Origin of the sequence: Streptomyces sp. NPDC102406 (assembly GCF_044765725.1) — a bacterium.
Lineage (GTDB): Bacteria > Actinomycetota > Actinomycetes > Streptomycetales > Streptomycetaceae > Streptomyces.
Genome location: NZ_JBIWKP010000001.1, coordinates 1628314 through 1654978, shown reverse-complemented (window position 1 = coordinate 1654978; position 26665 = coordinate 1628314). Strand labels below are relative to the sequence as shown.

Annotated in this window: 22 protein-coding genes; 6 read left to right on the top strand and 16 right to left on the bottom strand. The window is 72.4% G+C overall.

The annotated features are described in order from the left end of the window. Positions 1-2 precede the first annotated feature (2 nt). From ACIRF8_RS07555 to ACIRF8_RS07545, 3 genes are read right to left on the bottom strand one after another with little or no spacing between them, the layout of a single operon-like run. A complete protein-coding gene (locus ACIRF8_RS07555; protein ID WP_404211819.1) occupies positions 3-1226 on the bottom strand; it encodes a nitrate/nitrite transporter in 1224 nt (407 codons plus the stop codon). A 10-nt stretch (positions 1227-1236) separates the two neighbouring features. Next, positions 1237-1974 carry a uracil-DNA glycosylase gene (locus tag ACIRF8_RS07550; protein ID WP_404211818.1) on the bottom strand — a complete coding sequence of 246 codons (738 nt, stop codon included), beginning with the start codon at positions 1972-1974 and terminating at the stop codon, positions 1237-1239. 35 nt (positions 1975-2009) lie between these two features. Next, positions 2010-3530 (bottom strand): YfcC family protein, encoded by a 1521-nt coding sequence (locus tag ACIRF8_RS07545; protein ID WP_404211816.1) that lies wholly within the window; start codon positions 3528-3530, stop codon positions 2010-2012. Between the two features lie 138 nt (positions 3531-3668). On the opposite strand from ACIRF8_RS07545, the gene ACIRF8_RS07540 reads away from it, so the two are divergent. Continuing rightward, positions 3669-4163, top strand: a complete 495-nt coding sequence (locus ACIRF8_RS07540; RefSeq protein WP_404211814.1) for an RNA-binding S4 domain-containing protein — start codon at positions 3669-3671, stop codon at positions 4161-4163. 54 nt (positions 4164-4217) lie between these two features. Here ACIRF8_RS07540 and ACIRF8_RS07535 read toward each other — a convergent pair whose 3' ends face one another. From ACIRF8_RS07535 to ACIRF8_RS07525, 3 genes are all read right to left on the bottom strand, one after another. Continuing rightward, positions 4218-4655: a DoxX family protein gene (locus tag ACIRF8_RS07535; RefSeq protein WP_404211811.1), complete on the bottom strand. Its 438-nt coding sequence runs from the start codon at positions 4653-4655 to the stop codon at positions 4218-4220. Positions 4656-4748: 93 nt separating this feature from the next. After that, positions 4749-5438 carry a class I SAM-dependent methyltransferase gene (locus tag ACIRF8_RS07530; protein WP_404211809.1) on the bottom strand — a complete coding sequence of 230 codons (690 nt, stop codon included), beginning with the start codon at positions 5436-5438 and terminating at the stop codon, positions 4749-4751. Positions 5439-5493: 55 nt separating this feature from the next. Beyond that, the gene (locus tag ACIRF8_RS07525) at positions 5494-6477 is read right to left on the bottom strand and encodes an acyltransferase domain-containing protein (protein WP_404211807.1); all 984 of its coding nucleotides are present in this window, start codon (positions 6475-6477) and stop codon (positions 5494-5496) included. A gap of 55 nt (positions 6478-6532) precedes the next feature. On the opposite strand from ACIRF8_RS07525, the gene ACIRF8_RS07520 reads away from it, so the two are divergent. After that, on the top strand, positions 6533-6814 hold the full coding sequence (locus ACIRF8_RS07520) for a DUF6343 family protein (protein ID WP_404211805.1): 282 nt from the start codon (positions 6533-6535) through the stop codon (positions 6812-6814). A gap of 12 nt (positions 6815-6826) precedes the next feature. On the opposite strand, the gene ACIRF8_RS07515 is transcribed toward ACIRF8_RS07520, so the two are convergent. From ACIRF8_RS07515 to rpsA, 5 genes are all read right to left on the bottom strand, one after another. After that, positions 6827-7189 carry a tetratricopeptide repeat protein gene (locus ACIRF8_RS07515; protein ID WP_404211803.1) on the bottom strand — a complete coding sequence of 121 codons (363 nt, stop codon included), beginning with the start codon at positions 7187-7189 and terminating at the stop codon, positions 6827-6829. A 107-nt stretch (positions 7190-7296) separates the two neighbouring features. Next, a complete protein-coding gene (gene coaE / locus ACIRF8_RS07510; protein ID WP_404211801.1) occupies positions 7297-7905 on the bottom strand; it encodes a dephospho-CoA kinase in 609 nt (202 codons plus the stop codon). A gap of 18 nt (positions 7906-7923) precedes the next feature. Next, the gene (locus ACIRF8_RS07505; RefSeq protein WP_404211799.1) at positions 7924-8862 is read right to left on the bottom strand and encodes a PAC2 family protein; all 939 of its coding nucleotides are present in this window, start codon (positions 8860-8862) and stop codon (positions 7924-7926) included. A 102-nt stretch (positions 8863-8964) separates the two neighbouring features. Continuing rightward, entirely contained in the window at positions 8965-10491 is a 1527-nt protein-coding gene (locus ACIRF8_RS07500; protein ID WP_404212339.1) for a flavin monoamine oxidase family protein, read from the bottom strand. Positions 10492-10786: 295 nt separating this feature from the next. Continuing rightward, positions 10787-12301, bottom strand: coding sequence for a 30S ribosomal protein S1 (rpsA, locus tag ACIRF8_RS07495; protein ID WP_404211797.1), 1515 nt, complete (start codon positions 12299-12301; stop codon positions 10787-10789). A 398-nt stretch (positions 12302-12699) separates the two neighbouring features. Between rpsA and ACIRF8_RS07490 the strand changes: the two genes are divergently transcribed. Further along, a complete protein-coding gene (locus tag ACIRF8_RS07490) occupies positions 12700-13563 on the top strand; it encodes a class I SAM-dependent methyltransferase (protein ID WP_404211795.1) in 864 nt (287 codons plus the stop codon). A gap of 4 nt (positions 13564-13567) precedes the next feature. After that, positions 13568-16078, top strand: coding sequence for an ATP-dependent helicase HrpB (gene hrpB, locus ACIRF8_RS07485; protein ID WP_404211793.1), 2511 nt, complete (start codon positions 13568-13570; stop codon positions 16076-16078). Here hrpB and ACIRF8_RS07480 read toward each other — a convergent pair. The 3 genes from ACIRF8_RS07480 to ACIRF8_RS07470 all read right to left on the bottom strand — a co-directional run bounded on the left by ACIRF8_RS07480 (position 16068) and on the right by ACIRF8_RS07470 (position 19157). Continuing rightward, complete coding sequence (locus ACIRF8_RS07480) at positions 16068-17060, bottom strand: DUF3068 domain-containing protein (RefSeq protein ID WP_404211791.1); 993 nt, start codon at positions 17058-17060, stop codon at positions 16068-16070. The two genes, hrpB and ACIRF8_RS07480, sit on opposite strands and share 11 nt — an antisense overlap. Before the next feature lie 38 nt (positions 17061-17098). After that, positions 17099-17233: an SPW_0924 family protein gene (locus tag ACIRF8_RS07475; RefSeq protein ID WP_404211789.1), complete on the bottom strand. Its 135-nt coding sequence runs from the start codon at positions 17231-17233 to the stop codon at positions 17099-17101. Between the two features lie 157 nt (positions 17234-17390). Continuing rightward, positions 17391-19157, bottom strand: coding sequence for a lytic murein transglycosylase (locus tag ACIRF8_RS07470; RefSeq protein WP_404211787.1), 1767 nt, complete (start codon positions 19155-19157; stop codon positions 17391-17393). Positions 19158-19389: 232 nt separating this feature from the next. Here ACIRF8_RS07470 and ACIRF8_RS07465 point away from each other — a divergent pair, with 232 nt between their 5' ends. Further along, on the top strand, positions 19390-20247 hold the full coding sequence (locus ACIRF8_RS07465) for a DUF4184 family protein (protein WP_404211785.1): 858 nt from the start codon (positions 19390-19392) through the stop codon (positions 20245-20247). On the opposite strand, the gene ACIRF8_RS07460 is transcribed toward ACIRF8_RS07465, so the two are convergent. Together ACIRF8_RS07460 and polA are read right to left on the bottom strand one after the other, a co-directional pair. Beyond that, the gene (locus tag ACIRF8_RS07460; protein ID WP_404211783.1) at positions 20162-21145 is read right to left on the bottom strand and encodes a serine hydrolase; all 984 of its coding nucleotides are present in this window, start codon (positions 21143-21145) and stop codon (positions 20162-20164) included. The two genes, ACIRF8_RS07465 and ACIRF8_RS07460, sit on opposite strands and share 86 nt — an antisense overlap. A 298-nt stretch (positions 21146-21443) precedes the next feature. After that, the gene (gene polA / locus ACIRF8_RS07455; RefSeq protein WP_404212337.1) at positions 21444-24119 is read right to left on the bottom strand and encodes a DNA polymerase I; all 2676 of its coding nucleotides are present in this window, start codon (positions 24117-24119) and stop codon (positions 21444-21446) included. Between the two features lie 237 nt (positions 24120-24356). On the opposite strand from polA, the gene ACIRF8_RS07450 reads away from it, so the two are divergent. Next, positions 24357-26636: an FdhF/YdeP family oxidoreductase gene (locus ACIRF8_RS07450; protein WP_404211781.1), complete on the top strand. Its 2280-nt coding sequence runs from the start codon at positions 24357-24359 to the stop codon at positions 26634-26636. Positions 26637-26665 lie beyond the last annotated feature (29 nt).

Sequence of the window (26665 nt, the reverse complement as noted above, 5' to 3'; positions counted from 1 at the left end):
TGCTACGCCTTGGCGCCGCGCATCCGTCCGAGCGCGTACACGCATCCGGCGAGGGCCAGGTCGGACAGGAGCATGAAGCCGATGGAGTAGGAGTCCTTGGCGCTGTAGATCGCGCCCATGACCAGCGGGGGGACGAAGCCGCCGAGGCCGCCCATCGCGCCGACGATGCCGGTGACCGAGCCGACCTGGGGTTGCGGGGTGACCTGGGAGACGAGGGCGAAGACGCTGCCGCTGGCGGTGCCGAGGCCCGCGGCCATCACCAGGAAGCAGATGGTGCCCATGGGGTTCAGGGTCGGGTCGAAGGCCTGGAGGATCGCGAACACGGCGACGACGGCGAGAGCCCACGCGGTGACGGTCGCCGGGTGGATCCGGTCGGAGAGCCAGCCGCCGACGGGCCGGAAGATCACGGTGACGAGCGCGAAGCCGGCCGCCTTGGTGCCCGCGTCCGTGGGGCTGAGTTCGTACCAGGTCTTCAGGTAGGTGGGCAGGTACACGCCGAAGGCGACGATGCCGCCGAAGCCGATCGCGTACAGGGCCGACAGTTCCCAGGTGACGCGGAGCTTGCCGGCCGCGCCGAGGCGCTTGCCCAACGACGTCGTGGGGATCGTGCGGTCGGGGTGGTCGGTGATGAGGACGGCCGCGGCGACCGCGTAGACGGCGAGCGCGATGGCGACGACGACGAACGGCAGGTTCTCGCCGTGCTTGGCCATGCGCGGCGTGAAGTAGCCGGACAGGGCGACGCCGCCCATGCCCATGCCGAAGATGCCGAGCGCGAGGCCCCGGTGCGCGGGCGGGAACCAGGAGTTCACCAGCGGGATGCCGATGGCGAACGTCGTACCGCCGAGGCCGAGCAGGAAGGCCACGACGATCATCGCACCGAAGGAGTGCCGGGCCGGGATCACCAGGAGGACGGGGACGATGGTGAGCGCCGAGATCAGCGGGAACAGCAGCCGGGCGCCGAAGCGGTCGGTGAGCGCGCCGACCGGGATGCGGCCGAGCGAGCCGACGAGCACGGGCACCGCGACGAGGAACGACTGGGCGAAGGAGCTGAGCTCCAGGTCCGAGCCGAAGACACCGGCGAGCGGCGCGATCAGGTTCCACGCCCAGAACGTGAGCGCGAAGCCGATCGTGGCCACGACGAGGTTGCGGTAGGCCGCGGCCGGAGGGTGGCTGCCCGCCTGTGGGGCCGGAGCGGAGGGCGTCTTCGGCGCGGATGGTGTCGTCACCCTTGTCAAGCTAGGAAGCTTCGGGGGGTGGCTCCAGATCTGTTGCTCCGAACGGTGACACGTCGAGGCCCGCCTCCATGGCGGCGGTGCGGAGCACGCCGCGCAGCATCCCGGGGGTGAGGCGGCCGGTGAAGGTGTTGCGCTGGCTGACGTGGTAGCAGCCGTAGAGCGCGAGGCCGTCGAGGTCCACGCGGGCGCCGTGGCCGAACGCGGGGCGCGGGCGCGGCACCGTCCAGCCCGCGGCGGTGAACGCGGGCAGCGCCGCCTGCCAGCCGAAGCCGCCGAGCACCACGACGGCGCGCAGCGTGGGCCTGAGCAGTTCCAGTTCGCGCACCAGCCAGGGGCGGCAGGTGTCGCGCTCGCCCGTGGTCGGCTTGTTGTCGGGCGGCGCGCAGTGCACCGGGGAGGTGATGCGCACACCGTGCAGGGTGAGGCCGTCGTCGAGGGAGACCGCGTCGGGGCGGGAGGCGAGCCCGACGTCGTGGAGGGCGCGGTAGAGCACTTCGCCGGAGCGGTCGCCGGTGAACATGCGGCCCGTGCGGTTGCCGCCGTGCGCGGCGGGCGCGAGGCCGACGATCAGCAGGGACGCGTCGTGCGGGCCGAAGCCGGGCACCGGCCTGCCCCAGTACGTCTCGTCGGCGAAGGCCGCGCGCTTGGTCCGCGCGACGTCCTCACGCCACGCGACGAGCCGGGGGCAGGCCCGGCAGTGGGTGATGCGCTCGTCGAGCCGGTCGAGTCCGTCGTTCATCCTTACGACCCTAAAGCCCCGGCCGGCCACCGCGGCTACGTGAACGCGGCGCCCAGCGCGACGAACGCGCAGATCAGGAGCAGCAGCAGGGCGAGCAGCGGCCATACGAACCGCAGGTACTTGTCGTAGCCGACCCTGGCGAGGGCGACGCCGCCGATGGTGACGGCGGTCGTCGGCACCCACAGGTTCATCCAGCCGCTCGCGGCCTGCCAGGCGGTGACGACGACGGCGCGGGGGACGCCCGCGAAGTCGGCGAGCGGCGCGAGGATCGGCATGGCGAGGGTGGCGTGCCCGGACGTGGAGGGGATGAGGAAGGCCAGCGGCAGGTTCACCGCGAAGACGATGATCGCGAAGATCGCGGACGAGGTGCCTTCGACGACGCCCTCGATGGCGTGCAGGACGGTGTCCGTGATCTTCGAGTTGTTCATGATCACGGTGACGCCGCGGGCCAGCAGGATGACGAGCGCCGGGGAGACGAAGTCGGCGGCGCCCTGGACGATCGTCGCGCTGAGGCGCTGCTCCCCCATGCGGGCGACGAGGCCGACGAGTACGGCGGCGCACAGGAACAGCGCCGCCGACTGCGGGAAGGACCAGCCGAGTTCGAAGCCGTACGGGGCCGCGTCGGCGTCACCGGTCAGCGCGCTCGCCCAGGGCACGACGGAGAAGATCATGAAGGCGAAGACGAGCGCGGTGACGGCGAGGACGGCCTTGTGGAGCGGGCTGAGTCCGGGCGCCTGGGCCGCCTTAGACGCCGCCTCGTCGCGGTCCCTGTCCCCCGGCAGGAACCCGGAGAGCGAACGGTCCGGGTCCTGCCGCACACGCCGGGCGTACCGGACGACGTACGCGATCGTGACCGCGGTCAGCACGACCCACATGCCGAACCGCAGGGCGATGCCGTCGCCGAGGGAGATGTCCGCCGCGGACGAGGCGACGCCGGTGGCGAACGGGTTGACCGTCGAGCACAGCACGCCGATGCCCGCGCCCAGGACGATCACGCCGACGGCCGTCATCCGGTCGTAGCCGAGTGCGAGCATGAGCGGCACGATCAGCCCGTAGAAGCCCAGGGTCTCCTCGGCGAAGCCCTCGACCGTGCCGAGCACCGAGAAGACGACCATGACACCGGCGATGAGCAGGGCGCCGCGGTCGCGCAACCGGTGGGCGAGGCGGCCGATGCCGCGGTCGAGGGCACCGGTCGCGAAGACGACGGTGATGAACGCGCCGATGGCGAGCACGAAGAGGAAGACGCCCGCGCTGCCGTACAGCTCCCCGGAGTTGTCCGGGCCGACCGACGACGTCCTGGGGTCCTGGATGCCGTAGAGGCCGTTGACCGGGGAGAGGAACAGGTCGTCGAGCCGGTCGACGAGGCTCTGTCCGGAGTCGACCCGGTGGTACGTCCCCTCGACGGGGGCGCCGTCGCCGCCCCGCTCGTACTGGCCCGGCGGGACGAGGAAGGCCAGGAGCCAGACCGCGAGGGTGACGACGACGAGGACGGTGAGGGCACTGGGAAAGGTGAACTTCGGTCTCCCCGGCTGCTGCCGGTCCCCGATCGCGGCCATGACGAGGGCGCCTCTCACTGACGACTGCGTACGTTTCGACCGGATTATCCGGCCTGCCCGGAGGTGACCGTGCCGGGGCTCGCCGACGGCCCGCTGTTCGGCGGCAGGGGTTCGGGGGCCAGGCTCTAAGCTCGACGCATGGCATCGGAGACATCAGGGACGTCGCGCACCCCGGACCCGGTGGGCGCCGCGCGGGCGGCGGCCCCGGCGGGCGGCGAGAGCGTACGGGTCGACAGTTGGATCTGGGCCGTACGCCTGGTCAAGACGCGTTCGGCGGGCGCCGCCGCCTGCAAGGGCGGCCATGTCAAGGTCAACGGGGTGAGCGCGAAGCCCGCGCACGCGCTGCGCGTCGGCGACGAGGTACGGCTGCGCCAGCCCGGCGGGCGCGAGCGCCTGGTGGTGGTCAAGCGGCTGATCCGCAAGCGCGTGGGGGCCCCGGTGGCGGCCGAGACGTACGTCGACAACTCCCCGCCGCCCCCGCCCCGCGAGGTGATCGCCCCGGTCGGTGTCCGCGACCGCGGCGCGGGCCGCCCGACCAAGCGGGACCGCCGGGAGCTGGAGCGGCTGCGCGGCCTCTTCGGCCAGGGCCCGGGGCAGGAGCCGCAGCCGGACCAGGGCCCGGCGCAGCACTGAACCGAGGTCCACGGCGGTGGGCCTCGGTCAGCGGGCGCGGAGGGTCGCGCACGGTCAGGCGGTGCGGCGGCGCGGCAGCAGGTCGGTCAGGTCCCGGTTGTGCGCGCGGTGGGCCCGGGCCAGGACGGCGAGGGGAACGATCAGGATCAGCGGCGTCGCCGCGTTCTCCCCGTCGAAGGCGACGATCTGGGTGACGCAGGCGCCGACCATGAGCGCGCTCAGCCCGAGGGGCGCGAGCCCGGAGAGCACCGGCACCAGCAGGCCGACGGCGCCTGCGACCTCCAGCACCCCGATCGCGTACATGCCCACGGCGCCCCATCCGAGCGTGTCGAACGCCTCGACCGCGGCGGGGACGCCGAGCAGCTTGGGCAGACCGCTCGCGAGCGCGAAGAACGCCGCGAGCACGATCGCGGTCGTGCGCAACGCGATCCGGGCGCGCCGGGAACGGACGGGGGCGACGGCGGAGGCGGGGGCGGCGGCGAGGTTCGTCATGGCGGTCTCCTGTGCGGTGAGGACGAGCGGTCGGTCACTGTCACCGGACAAGACCCGCGCCGCCCCCGGAACTCATCGCACCGGCAGGGAACTTCACACGGGAAGCGCCCGCACCCAGCTCCCGTCCTCCGTGAGGTACCGGTCGACCTGCAACCCGGCCTCGGCAAGCGCCTGTTCGAACTCCGCGACCGTCATCGGGCGGACCCGGTACGTCTGGGTCCACACGGCGTCCGGGAACACGTACTCCACCGTCACCGACCGCACCCCGTCGCCCACCGGCTCCGAGGACAGCTTGCGGATGACGGCCCCGTCCGGGAGGACATGCTCCCGCGGCAGGTCCGCATGGACGCCCTCGCGCTCGCGCTGGATCACCACGCGGCCGTCGTCGGCGACATGGCGCCGGCACGCGTCGAGCATGCCGCGCCGCACCGCCGCGTCCCCGGTGTTGACCAGGATCGAACCCAGCAGCACCACATCGAATCTCTCACCGAGGTCCAGGCCCTCGATGGTGCTCCGCACGGTGCGCGTGCCCCGCACCCGCTCCAGCATCTGCGGTGACTCGTCCACCGCCGTCACCGTGAAGCCCCGCTCCACCAGCGGATGCGTCACCCGGCCCACCCCGCAGCCCAGTTCGAGCACGGTCGCGCCCGCGGGCACGGCGCCCGCGACGATCTCCGGCTCGCCCTCGACGGGCAGTCTCGCGTACAACTCCACGGCGCAACCGTCCGGCGTGATCGCGCCCGGCCCCGTCCCCTCGTACCCCGCACGCATCTCAAGGCTCATGCGGGGGGGAACGAACACCCGCTGCGCCGCGTTCCCCACGACCCCGGCGGTCGTCCTACAGAGGGAACCAGCCGCGCCCCACATACCAGTGCCCGCCCGCGTCCAGATGGTCGAGGACGGCTCGCTGGACGCTCGTCCGGCGCGGCAGGAGTGCGCGCGGCGTCTCGGTGCCGCCGAAGACGAACGTGACGGGGATGTCGTCCTCCGGCTCCCCCGTCACGTCCTCGACGGCGAACCGGTCCTGGAAGCGGACGATGTTGGACTCGGCCGGCAGGTACCGCCGCAACTGCCGGTCCAGGAGCCAGGATTCACAGATCGCGACGCGGACCGGCTCCCGCGGGTAGTGCCGTGCGAAGAACTCCCGGGCCTGCCGGATCGAGTCGTCGCAGGCCGCGGGGGTCAGGGGCCCGCGGAAGTCCGGTATGTGCACGCCGAGCACCGGATCACCCGGCCCCACCCCCGCGCCGGCCTCCGCCAGCCACGTTCCCGTACCCCGTCCCGGACACACCCGCTCGAACTGGAGCCGGCCCAACTGGTACAGCGCGCCCCGGAAGTGGCGGGTCAGCCAGCCCTGCGCGAGCAGTCCCGTCGTGCCGAACCGCCTGCGGTGCACGGCGAGGTTGCGGCCGAGGTCGGCGAGGCTGCGCCGGGACACCTCCTCGGGGATGCCGCGCTCTCGGTGGTGGGCGCGCACGTACGGCAGCGCGGCGACGAGGACGAACACGGCGAAGCACCGCCCCATCTCCCCCGCCGCCCCGGGGAACCGGGGCAGGCCCGTGCCGCGTCCCGGCTCCGGCGCCCGCCACACCAGCCCGCTCAGCGCCCGCCCCAGCAGCGCCCGCAGCTCCGGCGCCGCGAGCAGCTCGGCGCGCAACCGCAGCAGTACGCCGATGTCCTCGTGGGGGACGGCCAGGTCGAGCAGGACGTCGGGCAGGGCGAGCGCGTCGGGCAGCTCGGCCTGCACCTGGGGGATCGCCGGGTCGTCCAGCGCCGCCAGCCAGGCGGCACACGCCGCGTCGCCCTTCAGTACGTCCAGCACTCCCGCTCCTTCGATCGTGGCACCCTGGAGAGGGAGCCTCTGTCGCCATGAGGGGATGGTGCCCATGCGTCTGGTGCATTCGGTACGCACGGGTGACGAGCCGGTCACCGCGCGCAGCCCCCTGCGGCTGCGGCTCGGCCTGGCCCTGTTCGGCCTGGTCTGGACGGTCTTCGGCACCGTCGCCTTCCTGCTGGCGCACCGCCCCTGGTGGGCGCTGGCCTGCGCGGCGCTGTGGCTCGTCACGACGATCGACGTCTTCGTGATCCTGCGCCGCATCCGTCAGGGGCCGCACTACCAGCCCGGCCGCGACATCCCACCGTATCGGAAGGCGCCCTGACCGAGCAGGGGTTCAGTCGTCGAAGCGGGCAGCCGCCAGGTACTCGGGCTGCGGATCGAGGGCGGCGGCGAGCCGGAAGTGGCGGCGGGCCTGCTGCGGGCGCGCCCACCTCTCGTACGTGCGGGCCAGGGCGAAGTGCGCGAACGCGTTGTCCGGCTCGCGCTCCAGGACGATGGAGAACTCCAGCTCGGCGGCGCGCAACTGCGCCGCGGCGAAGAACGCGCGGGCCCTGAGCAGCCGGGCCGCCGTGTTCTCCGGGTGGGCGGCGATGACGTCGTCCAGGAGCTTCACCGCGCCGCGCGGGTCTCGCGCGGCCAGCAACTGCTCCGCCGCGCGGTAGTCGATGACGTGCGTCTCCGGGGTGGTGTCGGGCACGGTGAACTCCCCTCTCGTGTCGACCTCTCCGCAGGCGTCAACGCGGCGGACCACAGGGGCTATTCCTGCCCGCGAGTCGCGCGAGGGACACCCGCACCGGCCGTCCGCTACGCCCCGGCGGCGTGCGCCCGCTCCACGAGGTCGGCCCACACGGCGTCGACCTGCTCCGTCAGCTTCTCCAGCGGTACGTCGTTGTCGATGACGACGTCCGCGATCTCGCGGCGCTTCTCACGGGTGGCCTGCGCGGCCATCCGGGCCCGCGCGTCGTCCTCGGTCATGCCGCGCAGCCGGGTCAGCCGGTCGAGCTGCGTCTCGGGGCTCGCGTCGACCACGATCACCAGGTCGTAGAGCGGGGCGAGGCCGTTCTCGGTGAGCAGGGGAACGTCGTGGACGACGACGGAGTCGGGCCCGGCCGCGGCCTCCAGCTCGGCGGAGCGGGCTCCGACCAGCGGGTGCACGATGGCGTTGAGGACGGCCAGCCTGTCGGCGTCGGCGAAGACGATCGACCCGAGCCGCGGCCGGTCGAGGGTGCCGTCCGGCGCCAGTACCTCGTCGCCGAACGCCTCGACCACGGCCGCGAGCCCCGGTGTGCCGGGCTCGACGACCTCACGCGCGATCCGGTCGGCATCGATCAGGACGGCCCCGCGCTCCACGAACAGCCGGGACACCTCGCTCTTCCCGGCGCCGATGCCGCCGGTCAACCCCACCTTCACCATGAGCGCAAGCTTAGGCGCTCAGGCGTCGCCTTCCCGCTCGGCGAGGAACTTCTCGAATTCGAGGCCGATCTCGTCGGCGGAGGGGATCTCCACCGGCTCGGCCAGCATGTTGCCCCGGGACTCGGCGCCGGACGCCGCGTCGTACTGGTGCTCCAGACCCTGCACGAGCGCGACCAGTTCCTCGTCGCCCTCCTGGATCTGCCGGTCGATCTCCGTCTGCGTACGGTGCGCCTCCGTGCGCAGGCCGTGCGCGATGCCCGGCAGCACGAGCCCGGTCGCGCCGGTGATCGCCTCCAGGACGGTGAGCGCGGCGTCGGGGTACGCGGAGCGCGCGATGTAGTGCGGGACGTGCGCGGCGACACCGAGGACGTCGAACCCGGCCTCCATCAGCCGGTACTCGACCAGCGCCTCGGCGCTGCCCGGCACCTGCGCCTCGTCGAAGGGGCTGCGGTGCCCGGGGACCAGCTCGGTGCGGTTGCCGTGCGGGGTGAGGCCGACGGGGCGGGTGTGCGGGACACCCATCGGGATGCCGTGGAAGTTCACCGCGAGGCGTACGCCGAGGCGCTCCACGATCTGCTGCACGGCCGCCGCGAACCGCTCCCACTCGACGTCCGGCTCCGGTCCCGCGAGCAGCAGGAAGGGGGCGCCGGTGGCGTCCTGGACGAGCCGCACCTCCAGGGAGGGCACCTCGTAGGCGGACCAGCGGTCGCCCTTGAAGGTGAGCAGCGGGCGGCGGGCCCGGTAGTCCACCAGGCGGTCGTGGTCGAAGCGCGCGACGACCTGGTGGGGCAGCGAGTCGAGGACCCGGTCGACGATCTGGTCGCCGGTCTCACCCGCGTCGATGTATCCGTCGAAGTGGTAGAGCATGACAAGGCCGGCGGACTCCTGGGCGAGCGCCATGTCCACCACGGCAAGGCCCTTCGGCTCCCATGTGTACAGATCCTGCGCATCAAGCACTGTGACCGCTCCTCCTCGTGTTCATCAGAAGAACGCGCGAGGAGGGCACGGGCATTCCCGCCCGTGCCCTTTCTCAGCTTCCTCTTACCCGCAGCGCCGCTCTCACGTGGCCAGCACGCGCGCGTGCAGCTTGCTCACGGCCCGCCGCGCCGAGGTGAACGCGCCGTGCTGCCAGGCGTCGGTGTAGCTCAGCCAGTCCCCGGCGAAGTAGACCCGCCCGGTCGGCTCGTTCAGCGGCTTGTAGCGCGGGTCGTCGGGGCCGCCCGGGGTGCTGTGCCAGGCGGCTTCCAGGTGCGGGGTCTGCCGCCAGTGGTGCGAGACGGACGAGGCGAGTTCCGTGCGGTACTTCTCGCCGTAGATCTTCACGCCCTGCGCGACGGCGCGGGTCTCCCGGCCCTTGGGCGTGAGCTTCGCGTAGGCGTCGGCGTCCGCGCCGTAGTTGTAGTAGCCGATCATGACGCCGCGTTCGCCGTGGAAGCCGTAGGACGGGTGCCAGATGTGGCTGAGGTCCATGTCGGTCTCGGTGATGCCGCCGTAGATCCGGTGGTCCAGCTCCCACCAGCGGGATCTGTACTCCAGGCCGATCTTTCCGGCGGACTGCGGCGTGATGGCCTCCAGGGCGCTCTGCACACCGGAGCCGAGGTTGTGCGGGACCTTGGCGAGGATGTTGGGCGGAAGCGCGCCGACGCAGAAGTCCGCCTCGACGACCCGGGTCCGCCCGCCCTGCCGGTAGGTGACCTGTACGCGGTCGCCCTTGTCGGTGATCCGGGTGACGACGGCGCCGGTGTGTATCCGGTGGTCGCCGATGGCCCGGGTCAGCGCCTTCGGTATCCGGTCCATGCCGCCGACCGGCTGGAACATGAGCATGGCCTGGTCGTAGCCGAACTCGAAGGAGAAGTAGCGTCCGACGCCACTGGCGAACACGTCGGACGCGGAGGGTACGTCGCCGAGGAGCACGCCGGGCGTGCCCGTGGCGGCCGGGACGGTGGTGTAGCCCCGGCGCTCCCCGCCCTCGTACGTCAGCTTGTCGCCCAGCTCGCCGAAGTCCTTCAGGAACTCCACGAGCCGGTCGCGGTCGGAGGCGGTCAGCTCCTGGTCGAGGGCGCCCTTGTCGGACGCCTTGGCGAGGAGTTCGGAGACATAGCCGTAGACGTCGGCCTTGGCGGTCCTGTGGCGCATCGGCCCGGTCATGCCCGCGGACTCGTTGAAGAGGTAGGCGTCGGCGTTGGTGTTGGTGAACACCTCGATGGGGACGCCGAGTTCGCGGCAGTAGTCGAGGGTCACCATCCACTGCGGCAGCCGGGCCGGGCCCGCGTTCATGTACTGCCCGTCGCTGAAGCGCGCGGTCTGCTGGTTGCCGTACAGGTCGACGGTCGTGTCGCCGCCCCGGACGGTGAAGTTGCGGCCACCAGTGCGTTCCCTGGCCTCCAGGACCGTACAGTCGTAGCCCGCCTTGCCCAGTTCGTAGGCGGTGGCGAGCCCGGCGATGCCGCCGCCCACGACCACCACCTTCGCGGCGGCCCGCCCGGTCAGCGTGAAGTCCCCCGATCTCGGTGCCCGGTAGGGGAGTTCACGCTGCGCGGCCTGCGCGGTGGGGGCGAGCCCGAGGGCGCCCATCGTGGCGAACATGGCGCCCGCGCCGCCGGTGAGACCGACGGTGCGGAGAAAGGCCCGCCGACTGGCCCCGGTACCTGCCGTCTGCTGTGCTGCCATCTGTCCGGCTCCCCTCAAGCTCTGCACGATCTTGATCGACCCGGGGATCCTGGCAACGGCTCGTTACGGTACGGGAGTTACTCGTGTATCCACCACGTTTCTCTCCGCGCACAGCCTCGGCGCGTCCGCCCGCACTCGTCGGCACACAGCAGTGGGCCCGCACCACAAGGGTGCGGGCCCACTGTTCACCTACCTGCTAGCGCAGAGCGATTCAGCTCTGGCCGCCGGCCAGCTTCTCGCGAAGCGCGGCGAGCGCCTCGTCCGAGGCGAGCGCGCCGGAGTTGTCGTCCGACTCCGAGGAGTACGAACCACCGGTGCTGCCGCTGCCACCGGAGGCGGCCGGAGCCGCACTCGTGGTGGAAGCACCCTCGGCCTCGGCCTGAGCGTCGGCCTCGCGGGACTTGATGACCTGAGCCTGGTGCTGCTCGAAGCGCTGCTGCGCCTCGGCGTACTGGGTCTCCCAGGCCTCGCGCTGGGTCTCGAAGCCCTCGAGCCAGTCGTTGGTCTCGGGGTCGAAGCCCTCGGGGTAGATGTAGTTGCCCTGGTCGTCGTAGGACGCGGCCATGCCGTACAGGGTCGGGTCGAACTCGACGACCGACGGGTCGGCGCCGAACGCCTCGTTGGCCTGCTTCAGCGAGAGGCTGATGCGACGGCGCTCGAGGTCGATGTCGATGACCTTGACGAAGATCTCGTCGTTGACCTGGACGACCTGCTCCGGGATCTCCACGTGGCGCTCGGCCAGCTCGGAGATGTGCACCAGACCCTCGATGCCCTCGTCCACGCGGACGAACGCACCGAACGGAACCAGCTTCGTGACCTTTCCGGGCACGACCTGGCCGATCTGGTGGGTGCGGGCGAACTGCTGCCACGGGTCTTCCTGCGTCGCCTTCAGCGACAGGGAGACACGCTCGCGGTCCATGTCCACGTCGAGGACCTCGACGGTGACTTCCTGGCCGACCTCGACAACCTCGGACGGGTGGTCGATGTGCTTCCAGGACAGCTCGGAGACGTGCACCAGACCGTCGACGCCACCCAGGTCCACGAAGGCACCGAAGTTGACGATGGAGGACACGACGCCGGAGCGGACCTGACCCTTCTGGAGGGTCGTGAGGAACGTCTGGCGGACCTCGGACTGGGTCTGCTCGAGCCAGGCACGGCGGGACAGGACCACGTTGTTGCGGTTCTTGTCCAGCTCGATGATCTTCGCCTCGAGCTCCTTGCCCACGTAGGGCTGGAGGTCGCGGACGCGGCGCATCTCGACGAGGGAAGCCGGCAGGAAGCCACGGAGGCCGATGTCGAGGATGAGACCACCCTTGACGACCTCGATGACGGTACCGGTGACGATGCCGTCCTCTTCCTTGATCTTCTCGATGGTGCCCCAAGCACGCTCGTACTGCGCGCGCTTCTTCGAGAGGATCAGGCGGCCTTCCTTGTCCTCCTTCTGGAGAACCAGGGCCTCGATCTCGTCGCCGACCTTGACGACCTCGTTCGGGTCGACGTCGTGCTTGATCGAGAGCTCGCGGCTCGGGATGACACCTTCGGTCTTGTAACCGATGTCGAGGAGAACCTCGTCCCGGTCAACCTTGACGATGACGCCGTCGACGATGTCGCCATCGTTGAAGTACTTGATCGTCTCGTCGATAGCGGCGAGGAATGCTTCCTCGTTACCGATGTCGTTGACCGCAACCTGCGGGGTGGTGGCGGTGGTCTCGGTGCTGCTCGTCATGTGGGAAAGGGCTCCGGTGCGGACATTGAAGTCGTAGGTACTGCTACGCCAAGAACCTGTTTCGCACCGAAGAAGCCGGACAGCCTGGGAAGCGCCGAACTCCCTGGCCGTGTTTCCACGACCCTGGTGGCGCCTCGACAACCGAGGGGACATGCAACAGATGCGAGCACAGCCTGCTATGTCTGAGGTGCGCAGGCCCGCAGCGCAACTTGTAGCATACGGGGGCTGCCGGGCAGGGTCAATGTCGCGAAGGCGCACACCCGGGGCGAACGCCGCATACCCGGCACAAAACCTGTCGCACGAGGCTACGCGGGGCGCAGAGCCCGCTGTGGACGTCCTCTGCCGCAGGTGGACGGAAGAGTACGACGAGGGAGCCGATCATCCAAGAGTCCGGACCAATGGAAGCGCGCCAGGAGCCTCAGGGGGTGTCGTCGGTGGACGACGAGTCGACGGCGACCCGGCGCGAGGCGGGGACCACCGAGAGTTCGCGGGCCAACCGCGGCTGGTGGGACCGCAACGCGGACGACTACCAGGTCGAGCACGGCACGTTCCTCGGGGACGACCGCTTCGTCTGGGGGCCCGAGGGCCTGGACGAGGTGGAGGCCGAGCTGCTCGGCCCGGTGGAGGAGCTGGCGGGCAAGGACGTCCTGGAGATCGGTGCGGGCGCCGCGCAGTGCTCGCGCTGGCTGGCCGCCCAGGGCGCGCGGCCCGTCGCCCTCGACCTCTCGCACCGGCAGTTGCAGCACGCCATGCGGATCGACGGTGGCAAGATCCCGCTGGTCGAGGCCGACGCGGGCGTGCTGCCCTTCAAGGACGGCTCGTTCGACCTGGCCTGCTCCGCCTACGGGGCGCTGCCCTTCGTCGCCGACCCCGTGCTCGTCCTGCGCGAGGTGCGCCGGGTGCTGCGGCCCGGTGGCCGCTTCGTCTTCTCGGTCACGCACCCGATCCGCTGGGCGTTCCCCGACGAGCCGGGCCCGGAGGGGCTGAGCGTCTCCGCGTCCTACTTCGACCGCACCCCCTACGTGGAGCAGGACGAGGAGGGCAACGCCGTCTACGTCGAGCACCACCGGACCGTCGGCGACCGGGTGCGCGACGTCGTGGCGGGTGGTTTCCGGCTCGTGGACCTCGTCGAGCCGCAGTGGCCGGCGTGGAACACGCAGGAGTGGGGCGGCTGGTCGCCGCTGCGCGGGAACCTGATCCCGGGCACGGCGATCTTCGTCTGCGAGCGGGACGACCGCGCCGCCGGGGGTACTGGACACTGAGGGGATGATCCGCGCCGACCTCCTCGACCAGTTGCCCGTGCGGGCCGCGCTGCCCGCTCTACGGAACGCGCTCGACGCGGACGGGGCGGCGGTGCTCGTCGCTCCGCCCGGCACCGGCAAGACGACCCTCGTCCCGCTGGTGCTCGCCGGGCTCCTGGAGGCGGGCTCCCCCGAGCGCCGGGTCGTGGTCGCCGAGCCGCGGCGGATCGCGGCCCGGGCCGCTGCGCGTCGCATGGCCTGGCTCCTCGGCGAGCAGGTCGGGGAGCGGGTCGGTTACACGGTGCGCGGCGAGCGCGTGATCGGGCCGCACGCGCGCGTGGAGGTCGTCACGACGGGCGTGCTGCTGCAACGGCTCCAGCGCGACCAGGAACTGGCCGGCGTCGACGTGGTCATGCTCGACGAGGTCCACGAGCGGCACCTGGACGCGGACACCGTCGCGGCGTTCCTGTGCGACGTACGGGAGGCGCTGCGGCCGGAGCTGAGGCTCGTCGCGGCGTCGGCGACGACGGACGCCGAGGGGTGGGCGGGGCTGCTCGGGGGCGCGCCGGTCGTCGAGGCCGCGGGCGTCTCGTACCCCGTCGACGTGGTCTGGGCGCCGCCCGCGCGGCCGGTGCGCCCGCCGCACGGCATGCGGGTGGACCCGGCCCTGCTGTCGCAGGTGGCGGCGACCGTGCGGCGCGCGCTCGCCGAGCGCTCCGGGGACGTGCTGTGCTTCCTGCCGGGCGTCGGGGAGATCGCCCGGGTCGCCGGGCAGTTGGGGGAGATCGGCGATGTCGACGTCCTCCAGGTGCACGGCCGGGCGCCGGCCGCCGTGCAGGACGCGGTGCTCTCGGCGGGGGCGCGGCGCCGGGTCGTTCTCGCCACGGCGGTCGCGGAGTCGTCGCTGACGGTGCCGGGGGTGCGGGTCGTGGTGGACTCCGGGCTCGCCAGGGAGCCGCGGGTAGATCACGCGCGCGGGCTCAGCGCCCTGACGACCGTACGGGCTTCGCGTGCGGCCGGTGCGCAGCGCGCCGGGCGGGCCGGGCGCCAGGCGCCGGGTGTGGTGTACCGGTGCTGGGACGAGGCGGAGGACGGGCGGCTGACGCGGTTCCCCGCGCCGGAGATCAAGGTGGCGGACCTGACGGCGTTCGCGTTGCAGGCCGCGTGCTGGGGCGATCCGGACGCGTCGGGGCTCGCGCTGCTCGACGCGCCGCCGGGCGGGGCGATGGCGGCGGCGCGCAGTGTGCTGACGGCGGTCGGCGCGGTGGACCCCGCGTCGGGCCGGGTCACGGAGCGCGGCACCCGGCTGGCCCGGCTCGGTCTGCATCCACGGCTCGGCCGGGCCCTGCTCGACGCGGCGCCCGTGGTGGGCGCCCGGCGGGCGGCCGAGGTGGTCGCCCTGCTGAGCGAGGAGCCGCCGCGCGAGTACGGGGACGACTTGGCCGGTGCCCTGCGGACGGCCCGGCGCGGCGGTGACGCGTACGGCGCGCGGTGGCGCCAGGAGGTGCGCCGTCTGTCCGCTCTGGCGCCGCGGTCGGGGTCCGGGGGCGAGCGGGAGGCCGGTGACGACCAGGTCGCCGGGCTCGTCGCCGCCCTCGCCTTTCCTGAGCGCGTCGCCCGTCGCAGTGGTGGCTCGTACCTGATGGTGTCCGGGACGCGGGCGGACATCGGGGACGGCTCGGCGCTGCGCCATGCCGACTGGGTGGCTGTCGCCGTCGCCGACCGGCCGGTGGGGGCCGGGCACGCGCGCGTGCGGTTCGGCGCCGTCGTGGACGAGGAGGTCGCGCGCCGGGCCGCCGCCTCGTTGTACTCCGAGGGCGACGAGGTGGTGTGGGCCGACGGGGAGGTGGTGGCGCGGAACGTGACGCGGCTCGGCGCCGTCGAACTGGCCGTGCGCCCGCTCAGGAAGGCCGCGCCCGGTCTCGTACGGGACGCGCTGCTCGAGGGGTTGCGGCGGGAAGGGCTCGGGTTGCTGCGGTGGGACCGGGACGCGCAGGCGCTGCGGCAGCGGCTGGCGTTCCTGCGCCGTCAGATCGGCGAGCCGTGGCCCGATGTGAGCGACGAAGGGCTCCACGCGCGCGTGGACGACTGGCTGGAGCCGGAGTTGAGCGCGGCGCGGCGCCGGGCGGACCTGGCGCGGATCGGCGCGGGCCAGGCGCTCAAGCGGTTGCTGCCGTGGGCCGGCGGGGCGGCGGCGCGCTTCGACGAACTGGCGCCGGAGCGCGTCGAGGTGCCCAGCGGGTCGAGGATCCGCCTGGACTACTCCGATCCCGGGCAGCCGGTGCTGGCGGTGAAGGTGCAGGAGATGTTCGGTCTGGACGAGACGCCGCGGGTGGCGGGCGTGCCGGTCCTCGTGCATCTCCTGTCCCCCGCCGGGCGGCCCGCCGCCGTCACCGCGGACCTCGCCTCGTTCTGGCGGGACGGTTACCCGGCGGTGCGGGCGGAGCTGCGCGGGCGCTATCCGAAGCATCCGTGGCCCGAGGACCCGGCCGCGGTCGAGGCGACCCGGTTCACGAACGCGCGGCTCAGACGCTGACCGGCGCGGGCTCGGGCACCGCCGCGTCCCGCGGCTCGCCGGGGCGGCGTCCGCGCGCCTCCAGCCACAGGGCGAGCGCGAGCAGCAGCACGCCGAGGACGAGGAAGCCCCACGGCAGGTACGAGGTGAGCAGCAGGACGAGGGTGCGCTGGGACGTGACCAGGTCGACGGTGGACCTGATGTAGTCCTCGCGCATCTTCACGTCGCCGGCGAAGGCGGTGACCTTGTCCTTGTCGCCGAGCAGGGTGCCGCCGCGCATCTCCTCCCTGTGCCGTTCCTCGCCGTAGACGGGGGCGCCGGTCGTCGGGTCGACCAGGAACGTGCGGACGGTCGTGTACCACATCTCGGTGCCGGTCCCGGCGAGGGAGTCCGCGGTGATGCCCCGCACGGGGAGCTTCTTGGGGAAGGGGACCTTGGTCCACGGGACGGTCTGCTCGAAGCGGTAGATCGTGAGGCCGCGGAAGGTCTCGGTGCCCTTGTAGTGGATGGGCCGGGTGGTGCGGGCGCGCGCGTCGAAGTACTCGTAGTCGCGCTTCTCGGTGAGGAAGGGCCACTTGAACTCGATGCCCTCGCGCGTGACGGGGTCGCCGTCGACGGATTCACCGGTGGCGTGCACGGGTTCCTGGCTGTGCGCGTCGAAGATGTAGCGCTCGGGGATCTGGGAGACGAACGCGCCGTCGGGGCCCACGACGTAGCTGAGCCCGTCCCAGACGACCACATCGCGCCCGGCGCTCTCCTCGATCCGGTCGGAGGCCTCGACGTTCCCCTTGAGGGTCTGTACGACGGTGAGTCTGGGGACCTTCTTCGCGCGCATGGTGCCGTAGTCGATGAGCGTCGCGTTCCTGGCCTCCAGGACCATCGTCTGGTACTGGCTCGGCGGGATCTTGGCCAGGCGGGGGAAGGCGTACCAGCGCATCAGCGGGGACAGGGCCGCGAAGAACACGGCGAGGGCGAGCAGGATCAGGCTGGCCTTGCGGCGCATCTCGGCGGCCCTCCTCGGCTACGGCCGGTTACGACCGGCTATGGGTGTGCGGGGACGGTGGTCAGGAGCGGCTTCGGGGAGGTCTCGCCCGAGGGCGCGCCGATCGCCGTGAGGGTGAGGACGAGGGCGAAGGCGCAGGTGAGTCCGATGGCCGCGGCGATGAGGGCGCGCATGTCCGACCTCCCTTGAGCCGTACGGCGGACGGGATCTGATGAGGCGTCAGGCCTCTGGGTCGGTGCACCGTAGCAATGCGGCGGCCAGATGAGAACACGTCGCGCACACGACGAAGCCCTCCTGCCCGGGGGGCGGGAGGGCCGGGTGCGCCGGGTGCTACGCGGAGGGGCTCGCGGATCCGGACGGCGTGCCGGAGGCGTCGCCGGACGGGGCCGCCGTCACCTTCAGTTCGACGAGGAGTGTCGCGCCGCCCGTGGTGCCGATCCGCAGCAGGAACGTACCGGCGGTGCCGTCCGCGTACAGCTTCGGCAGGGTGAGCCGGCCGTCGGCGCCGGTCTTGAGGCCTCCCAGCGTACGGACCTGCTTGCCGTTCGCGTCCTTGAAGTAGGGGCCCTTGTCCGCCTCGGCCGGGTCGTCCTTCGCCTTGACCAGGGTGGCGGTCGCGGCGACCCCGCCGGCGGCGGCGCCCTTGTACGTGGCCTTCACCTCGACGGCGTCGGCGAACTCCTGGCCCGCGACGCAACTGAGTTCCTTGTCGCCGGTGCGGGCCAGCGCGTCGGCCGCCCGCGCGGTGACGGTGGCCGTGTGGTCGAGGGCCGGCAGGGAGCGGCCCACGACGGTGGCGCGGACCGTGAACGTGCCGGTCTTCTCGCCCGCGGTGAGCTTGGGCGCGGTGGCCACGCCCGAGCTGTTCGTGGTGACGACGACGCTGGTCGGCCCACCGGCGAACTTCGCGTCCGTCTCGCCGACGATCGCGAACCGCACCTTGACCTTGGCCACGCCCGTGCCCCCGGCGTTCTGGGAGCGCACCGCTATCTGCTCGCCGAAGGTGTCGCCCGCCATGGCGCTCAGCTTGCCGGTGCCCGCGTCGGTGAGCCTGGTGACGGACTCGGCCGGGAGGGCCGGGGGCGTCGGGGTGGTCGGCGGCGTGGTCGGGGGCGTGGTCGGCGGGGTCGTCGGGGGTGTGGTGGGGGGCGTCGTCGGCGGTGTGGTGGGCGGTGCGGTCGGTCCGGTGCCGGGGTGCGAGCCACCGCCGGGGGCGCCGGTGTGCGACGGCCTCGGGCTCGGCGACACGCTCGCCCCGTTGCCGCTGCTGCCGCTGCCGCCGCCGCTGGGGTGCCGGGGCAGGACGCCGGTGCCGTCGGGGACCTCGTGCGTGCCCTTGCGGTAGTACTCCAGCCAGGACAGGACGGTGGCGAGGTACTCCGAGGAGTTGTTGTAGCTGAGGATCGCCTTGTTCAGGTCCTCGGCGTTGGACAGGTCCCAGCCGTTGCGGCACAGGTAGTGGCCGGCGCCTAGGGCCGCGTCGTAGATGTTGTTCGGGTCCTTCGTGCCGTCACCGTTGCCGTCGCGGCCCGCCCACTTCCAGGTGGAGGGGATGAACTGCATGGGTCCCACGGCACGGTCGTGCTCCGTGTCGCCGTCGTAGGAGCCGCCGTCGGTGTCCTTGATCAGCGCGAAGCCCCGGCCGTCGAGGGCCGGGCCGAGGATCGGCTTGAGCGTCGTGCCGTTCGCGTCGACGTTGCCGCCGCGCGCCTGGCCCGACTCGACGTTGCCGATCGCGGCGAGGAGCTGCCACGGCAGGTTGCAGCCGGGCTTGCTGACCGCGAGTTCGGCCTCGGCCTTCTTGTACGCGTCCAGGACGGTGGCGGGGATGCCCGCCGTGTCTCCGGTGCGGGCGCCCGGCAGGGCGGTCGGGCCGGTGGTCGGGCTGATGAGGGGCGGCAGGTCCGTGTAGTAGTCGGGCACGGTCGCGGCGCCCGGCTCCGGGTCGTCGGTGCGGTCCGCGGCGGACCGGCCGTCCGCCTCCCGTGGGGCGGTCACGCCCGGGGCCTGTGACGCGGAGAGGGCGGCCACCGCGGCGGCGGCGACCGCTGCTGTCATCGCGCTCCTGCGCAGCCTCCTGCCGAATACCGCCGCCATACCGCGAACCCCTCCCATATAGCCTGTCGAGCCTGTCTGCCCAGGGCCGTCCCGGGTCGCGGGACGTACTGGTGTCCGGCGCTCCCCAGCGCGCGCACCCAGCCGACACTACGACAACTTCCGGCGCGCAGACACCTGTTCGCGCCCGTTTTTAACCGATTGCGCGGCTACGTGGTGTCGTAGGCTTCCACGCTCGCACGTTCTTGTGCCGACTTGTTCCGAGGGGGGTCTCGTGCCGTTCACCATCAGCCACGCCGCGGCGGTGCTGCCGTTCGTGCGGCGTGACGGCTCGGGGCGCGGCCGGCTCGTACCGTCGCTGCTGGTCGCCGGATCGTTCGCGCCGGACGTCACGTACTTCCTGGCGGGCGCGGTGCCGGGCGCGATGGAGTTCGGCGACTTCACGCACTCCTTCCCCGGCGTGCTCACGGTGGACGCCGTGATCGCGCCGGCGCTGGTGGCCCTGGAACGGCTGATCAGGGAACCGGTCCTGGCCCTGTTGCCCCGGTGGCCGCGCGAGCGGGTGGCGGCCCTCCTGCGGGGGCCGGGCGGTGGGCCGGGGCCCCAATGGCCGTGGTGGTGGTACGGGTCCGCGGTGCTCGGGGCGGTGACGCACGTGGTGTGGGACGCGTTCACCCACCCCGGCCGCTGGGGCACGCGGATCTTCCCCGTACTGAGCGAGAACGTGGCCGGTTCCCCGCTCTACTGGTACGTGCAGTACGGGACTTCGGCGCTCGCGCTGGTGATCGTCGCGATGTTCGTCCGGCGGGCGGTCCGCGGCGCCCGCGACGTCGTCCCGGTCGCCGCCGCCCCGGTCCGCCTGCGGTGGGCGGCGTGCGCGCTGATCGGCGGCTGCGTGTGCGGCTGCGCGGAGCTCCGGGTGGTGCGCCGGCTGGCGTACGTGGACGAGGCCGGTCTCGCCCGGAAGCCCTGGGAGATCGTCCCGACGCTCTGCTTCGGGGCGGGCGCGGGGCTCGTGCTCGGTCTCCTCCTGTACGCGGTGGTGGTCAGGGCGCGCCGGCCCGGGAGGCGCCCGGCGGACCCGGCGGCGCGGGGACGGACGACGGAGCCGAGCCGTCCGGGCGTCCACTGATCTCGGCGGCCGGGGTCAGGCCGAGGGCGCCCCTACGTCCGTTGTTGAGACGGCGGTGGACGGCCCGGGCGACCCGTTCCACGGTGCGCACGCCGTACGCCATCGAGGGGTTGTCGTGGGAGAGGACGGCGATGCGGTAGGCGCGCCCGCCGCCGGTGAACACCCCGATGCTGTGGACGCGCCAGCCGTGCGTGGCACGCGGCAGCCAGCCGTTCTTGAGGTGGGCGCGCAGGCCGCGGGGCATCCCGGCGCTCACGCCCCAGCGCTGGTCCTCACGGACCTCGCCCATCAGCCTCAGGCCGTAGGCGCGGGAGCCCGGACCGAGGAACGAGCGGCGGCCGGTGAGCGCGGCGAGCAGCCGAAGCTGGTCGGCGGCCGTGGTGCGGGTCAGGCCCCAGTGGCTGTACGGGCCGAGGCTGGTCCGGGTGGCGCCCGCGCGGCGCAGGGTCGCGGCCAGGTACGGGTGGCCGAGGTCGTTCCACAGGCGGCTCGCGGCCGCGTTGTCCGAACTGCGGATCATGGGGCGGATGTCGCGCCGCTCCCAGGGGGTCAGGGGGCGGTGGTGCTCCTCGGCGCGGAGCAGGGTGGCCTCCATCGTCAGGACCTTGACGAGGGAGGCGGATTCGTAGCGCCGGCCGGCGCTCAGGGTGCAGGTGGCCCGGGTCCGGCTGTCGTACAGGGCCAGGGACACCGTGCCCCGGCGCCCGGCGAGCGCGGCGCGCAGGTCCCGCGTGAGCTGCTTGGCGAGGGCGGGCTTCGCGGGGGCCCGGCAGACGGGGCCGCGCTGCGCCGCCCCGGCCGGGTCGGCGGCACCGGCCAGGCAGGCGCCCATAAGGCAGGCGCCGAGCAGCGGGACGAGGGCGGTGCGCGACCGGCGGGGTCGTGACGACAGCGGCATCGCCCCATCGTGCGGGGGCGCTCCGCGCGGGACCCGGTGTGAGAGCCGAACGGGGTTGGGCTTCACGCGTCCGCGCCGCGGGGGTGTGTCTTTCGTCGCCGGGTGCGGGTGCGGGTGCGTGGTGGCCGTCGGCCTCACGCATCCGCGCCGCGAGGGGGTATGCGTCGTCGCCGGGTGCGGCTTTCGTCGTGGCCGAGCGCGCAGTTCCCCGCGCCCCTGAGATGCGCACTGCGTGCGCCGTCTCAGGTGGCGCGGGGCTGTGTCGATCAGCGGCCCGGAACCCCCCGGCCGCCGGAGGCTAGTGCGCGGCGGACTCCCAGTCCGTCCCCAGCCCCACCGACACATCCAGCGGCGCCCGGAGGGCAACCGCTCCGGCCATCTCCCGGCGGACCAGCTCCTCCGCCGCGGCGGCCTCCCCGGGGGCGATCTCCAGGACGATTTCGTCGTGGACCTGGAGCAGCATCCGGGACTTCAGGCCCGCCTCGGTGAGCGCCCGGTCCACGTTCAACATCGCGATCTTGACGATGTCGGCGGCCGTGCCCTGGATCGGCGCGTTCAGTGCCATGCGCTCGGCCATCTCGCGGCGCTGCCGGTTGTCCGAGTTCAGGTCGGGCAGGTAGCGGCGGCGGCCCAGCATCGTCTCCGTGTAGCCGGTGGCGCGCGCCTCGTCGACGGCCCGGCGCAGGTAGTCGCGGACGCCGCCGAACCGCTCGAAGTACGTGTCCATCAGGACGCGGGCCTCGCCCGGCTCGATGTTGAGCTGGCCGGACAGGCCGAACGCGGAGAGGCCGTAGGCGAGGCCGTACGACATCGCCTTGATCTTGCGGCGCATCTCCGCGTCGACGGCGTCCCGGGGGACGCCGAAGACCTGCGAGGCGACCGTGGTGTGCAGGTCCTCGCCGGAGGTGAACGCCTCGATGAGGCCCTCGTCCTCCGACAGGTGCGCCATGACGCGCAGTTCGATCTGGCTGTAGTCGGCCGTCATCAGCGTCTCGAACCCCTCGCCGACGACGAAGCCGCGCCGGATCGCACGGCCCTCGTCGGTGCGCACCGGAATGTTCTGGAGGTTCGGGTCCGTGGAGGAGAGGCGGCCGGTCGCGGCGACCGTCTGGTTGAACGTGGTGTGGATGCGGCCGTCCGCCGCGATCGTCTTGATCAGGCCCTCGACGGTGACGCGCAGCTTGGCCTGCTCACGGTGGCGCAGCATGATCACGGGCAGTTCGTGGTCGGTCTGCGCGGCGAGCCAGGCGAGCGCGTCCGCGTCCGTGGTGTACCCGGTCTTGGTCTTCTTGGTCTTCGGCAGGTCGAGTTCGCCGAAGAAGACCTCCTGGAGCTGCTTGGGCGAGCCGAGGTTGAACTCGTGGCCGACGGAGGCGTGCGCCTCCTGCACGGCCTGCTGCACGGCGCCCGCGAACATCTGCTCCATCGCCTGGAGGTGGGCGCGGTCGGCGGCGATGCCGTACCGCTCCAGGCGGGCGAGCAGGGCGGAGGTGGGCAGTTCGATGTCGGTGAGCAGTTCGGCCGCGCCGACCTCCTTGAGGCGCTCGCCGAACGCCTCGCCCAGGTCGAGGATGGCGCGGGCCTGCACCATGAGGGCGTCGGCCTCGGCCTGCTCGTCCTCGTCGCTGCCGAAGGCGAGCTGTCCGTCGGCGGCGGAGGCCGGTGCCAGCTCGCGGCCCAGGTACTCCAGGGACAGCGCGTCCAGGGCGAAGGAGCGGCGGCCCGGCTTGACCAGGTAGGCGGCGAGCGCCGTGTCCATCGTGACGCCGTCGACGCTCCAGCCGTGCTCGGCGAAGACCCGCATGACGCCCTTGGCGTTGTGCAGGACCTTGGGCCTGGCGGCGTCGGCGAGCCACGCGGCGAACGCCTTCTCGTCCGCCTCGTCGAGCATCGCGGGGTCGAACCAGGCGGCGCGGCCGTCGGCGGCGGCGAGCGCGACCTCGGCGACCGAGCCGGTCCCCAGCGACCAGGTGTCGACGGTGGCGAGTCCCAGGACGGTGTCGCCGCTCCCGTGCTCGGCCAGCCAGGGCGCCAGCTCGCCGGTGGTCAGGACCGTCCCGTCGACCGCCACGCCGGGCTCTGCCGGGGCCTCCTCGGCCTCGGCGGCGCCCGGGTCGACGGCGAACAGGCGCTCGCGCAGCGAGGGGTTCCGGATCTCCAGGGTGTCGAGGATCATCGCGATCGCCGTGCGGTCGTACGCCGTGCGCTCCAGGTCGGCGACGCCCTGGGGCAGCTCGACGTCACGGACCATCTCGGTGAGCCTGCGGTTGAGCTTGACGGCCTCCAGGTGCTCACGGAGGTTGGCGCCCGCCTTGCCCTTGACCTCGTCGGCGCGCTCGACCAGCTCGGCGAACGAACCGAACTGGTTGATCCACTTCGCGGCGGTCTTCTCGCCGACGCCGGGGATGCCCGGCAGGTTGTCCGACGGGTCGCCGCGCAGCGCCGCGAAGTCGGGGTACTGGGCCGGGGTCAGGTTGTACTTCTCGAAGACCTTCTCCGGGGTGAACCGCGTCAGCTCGGAGACGCCCTTGGTCGGGTACAGCACCGTGACGTGGTCGGAGACGAGCTGGAAGGAGTCGCGGTCGCCGGTGACGATGAGGACGTCGAAGCCCTCGGCCTCGGCCTGGGTGGCGAGCGTGGCGATGACGTCGTCGGCCTCGAACCCCTCGACGGCGAAGCGCGGCGTCCGCATCGCGTCGAGCAGCTCACCGATCAGCTCGACCTGCCCCTTGAACTCGTCCGGGGTCTTCGACCGGTTCGCCTTGTACTCGGTGAACTCCTCGGAGCGCCACGTCTTGCGCGACACGTCGAACGCCACCGCGAAGTGCGTGGGCGCCTCGTCGCGCAGCGTGTTCGCCATCATCGACGCGAATCCGTAGATCGCGTTCGTCGGCTGGCCCGTCGCCGTCGTGAAGTTCTCCGCGGGCAGCGCGAAGAACGCCCGGTACGCCAGCGAGTGCCCGTCCATGAGCATCAGCCGGGGGCGTCCGCCCGCACCGGTGCCCGTCGCCTTCGTCGCGGTTGTCTTCGCCGTCTTTGCTGCTTTCTCTGCCACGTCCCCGATCCTGCCACGCCCCACTGACAGCCCGGCCCATCCCCGACCGGCCAGGGGCCCTGTCAGTCGTACGTGCGAGGATCGACAGGCGTACCTCAGCGCATCGCGCAGCACCGCACAGCACGCTCGCAGGACCAGCTCGAAGGGGAGCCAGCCATGGCCAGCAAGCCGCCCGCGTCGGACCCGGTTCAGGACGCACCGCAGGTCACAGCGGTGCAACACCATGCCGCCGGGCTGCCCGCCGTCAAGCACTCCCTCAAGATGGCCCGCGAGCAGATGGGCGTGAAGCGCACCGCCCTGACGCTGCTGCGGGTCAACCAGAAGGACGGCTTCGACTGTCCCGGCTGCGCCTGGCCCGAGCCGGAGCACCGGCACACGGCGGAGTTCTGCGAGAACGGGGCGAAGGCGGTCGCCGAGGAGGCCACGCTGCGCCGGGTGACGCCCGAGTTCTTCGCCGCGCACCCGGTCGCGGACCTGGCGACGCGCTCCGGGTACTGGCTGGGCCAGCAGGGCCGCCTCACCCACCCCATGTACCTGGCCGAGGGCGCCGACCGCTATGAGCCGGTGTCGTGGGAGCGGGCCTTCGACATCGTCGCCGAGGAGCTGTCCGCGCTCGCCTCCCCCGACGAGGCGGTCTTCTACACCTCGGGCCGCACCAGCAACGAGGCGGCGTTCCTCTACCAGTTGTTCGCCCGCGAGTTCGGCACGAACAACCTGCCCGACTGCTCGAACATGTGCCACGAGTCGTCCGGCTCCGCGCTGACCGAGACCCTCGGCGTGGGCAAGGGCAGCGTCCTCCTGGAGGACCTCTACAAGGCGGACCTGATCATCGTCGCAGGGCAGAACCCGGGGACGAACCACCCGCGCATGCTGTCCGCCCTGGAGAAGGCGAAGGCGGGCGGCGCGCGGATCATCTCCGTGAACCCCCTGCCGGAGGCGGGCCTGGAGAAGTTCAAGAACCCGCAGACCCCCAAGGGCCTCACCAAGGGCGCCGCCCTCACCGACCTGTTCCTCCAGATCCGGCTCGGCGGCGACCAGGCCCTCTTCCGCCTCCTGAACAAACTGATCCTCGCCACCGAGGGCGCCACCGACGACGCCTTCATCGCCGAACACACGCACGGCTACGAGGAGTTCGCCGCCGCGGCCCGCGAAGCCGACTGGGACGAGACCCTGAAGGCGACCGGGCTGTCCCGCGCCGACATCGAGCGGGCCCTGGAGATGGTGCTCGCCTCCCGGCGGACCGTCGTGTGCTGGGCGATGGGCCTCACCCAGCACAAGCACTCCGTGCCGACCATCCGCGAAGTGGTCAACTTCCTGCTGCTTCGCGGCAACATCGGCCGCCCCGGCGCCGGTGTCTGCCCGGTCCGCGGCCACAGCAACGTGCAGGGCGATCGCACCATGGGCATCTTCGAGCGCCCCGCCCCCGCCTTCCTCGACGCCCTGGAGAAGGAGTTCGGCTTCGCTCCGCCGCGCGAGCACGGCTACGACGTCGTACGCGCCATCCGCGCCCTGCGCGACGGAAAGGCGCGGGTCTTCTTCGCGATGGGCGGCAACTTCGTGTCGGCCTCACCCGACACCGAGGTCACGGAGGCCGCCATGCGCCGCGCCGCGCTGACCGTCCACGTCTCCACCAAGCTCAACCGCTCGCACACCGTGACCGGCGCCCGCGCCCTCATCCTGCCCACGCTCGGCCGCACCGAGCGCGACGTGCAGGGCGGTGGCGAGCAGTTCGTCACCGTCGAGGACTCCATGGGCATGGTGCACGCCTCCCGCGGGCGCCTGGAGCCCGCGAGCCGCCATCTGCTCTCCGAGCCCGCCATCGTCGCCCGCCTCGCCCGCCGCGTCCTCGGCGCCGACTCCGCCACGCCCTGGGAGGAGTTCGAGAAGGACTACGCGACGATCCGCGACCGCATCGCCCGTGTCGTCCCCGGCTTCGAGGACTTCAACGCGCGCGTGACGGACCCGGCCGGCTTCGCGCTGCCGCACGCCCCGCGCGACGAGCGCCGCTTCCCCACCGCCACGGGCAAGGCCAACTTCACGGCGGCACCCGTCGAGTACCCGCGCCTGCCCGAAGGCCGCCTCCTCCTCCAGACCCTGCGCTCGCACGACCAGTACAACACCACCATCTACGGCCTCGACGACCGTTACCGCGGCATCAAGAACGGCCGCCGGGTCGTCCTGGTCAACGCCGAGGACGCGCGTGACCTCGACCTCGCCGACGGCGCGTACGTCGACCTCGTCGGCGAGTGGAGCGACGGTGTCGAGCGCCGCGCCCCCGGCTTCCGTGTCGTGCACTACCCGACGGCCCGCGGCTGCGCCGCCGCGTACTACCCGGAGACCAACGTCCTGGTGCCGCTCGACGCCACCGCGGACACCAGCAACACCCCCGCCAGCAAGTCCGTCGTCGTCCGCCTGGAACAATCGAGGACCGACTGAGCGTTTGCTCAGTCATCGCGCACGACCCC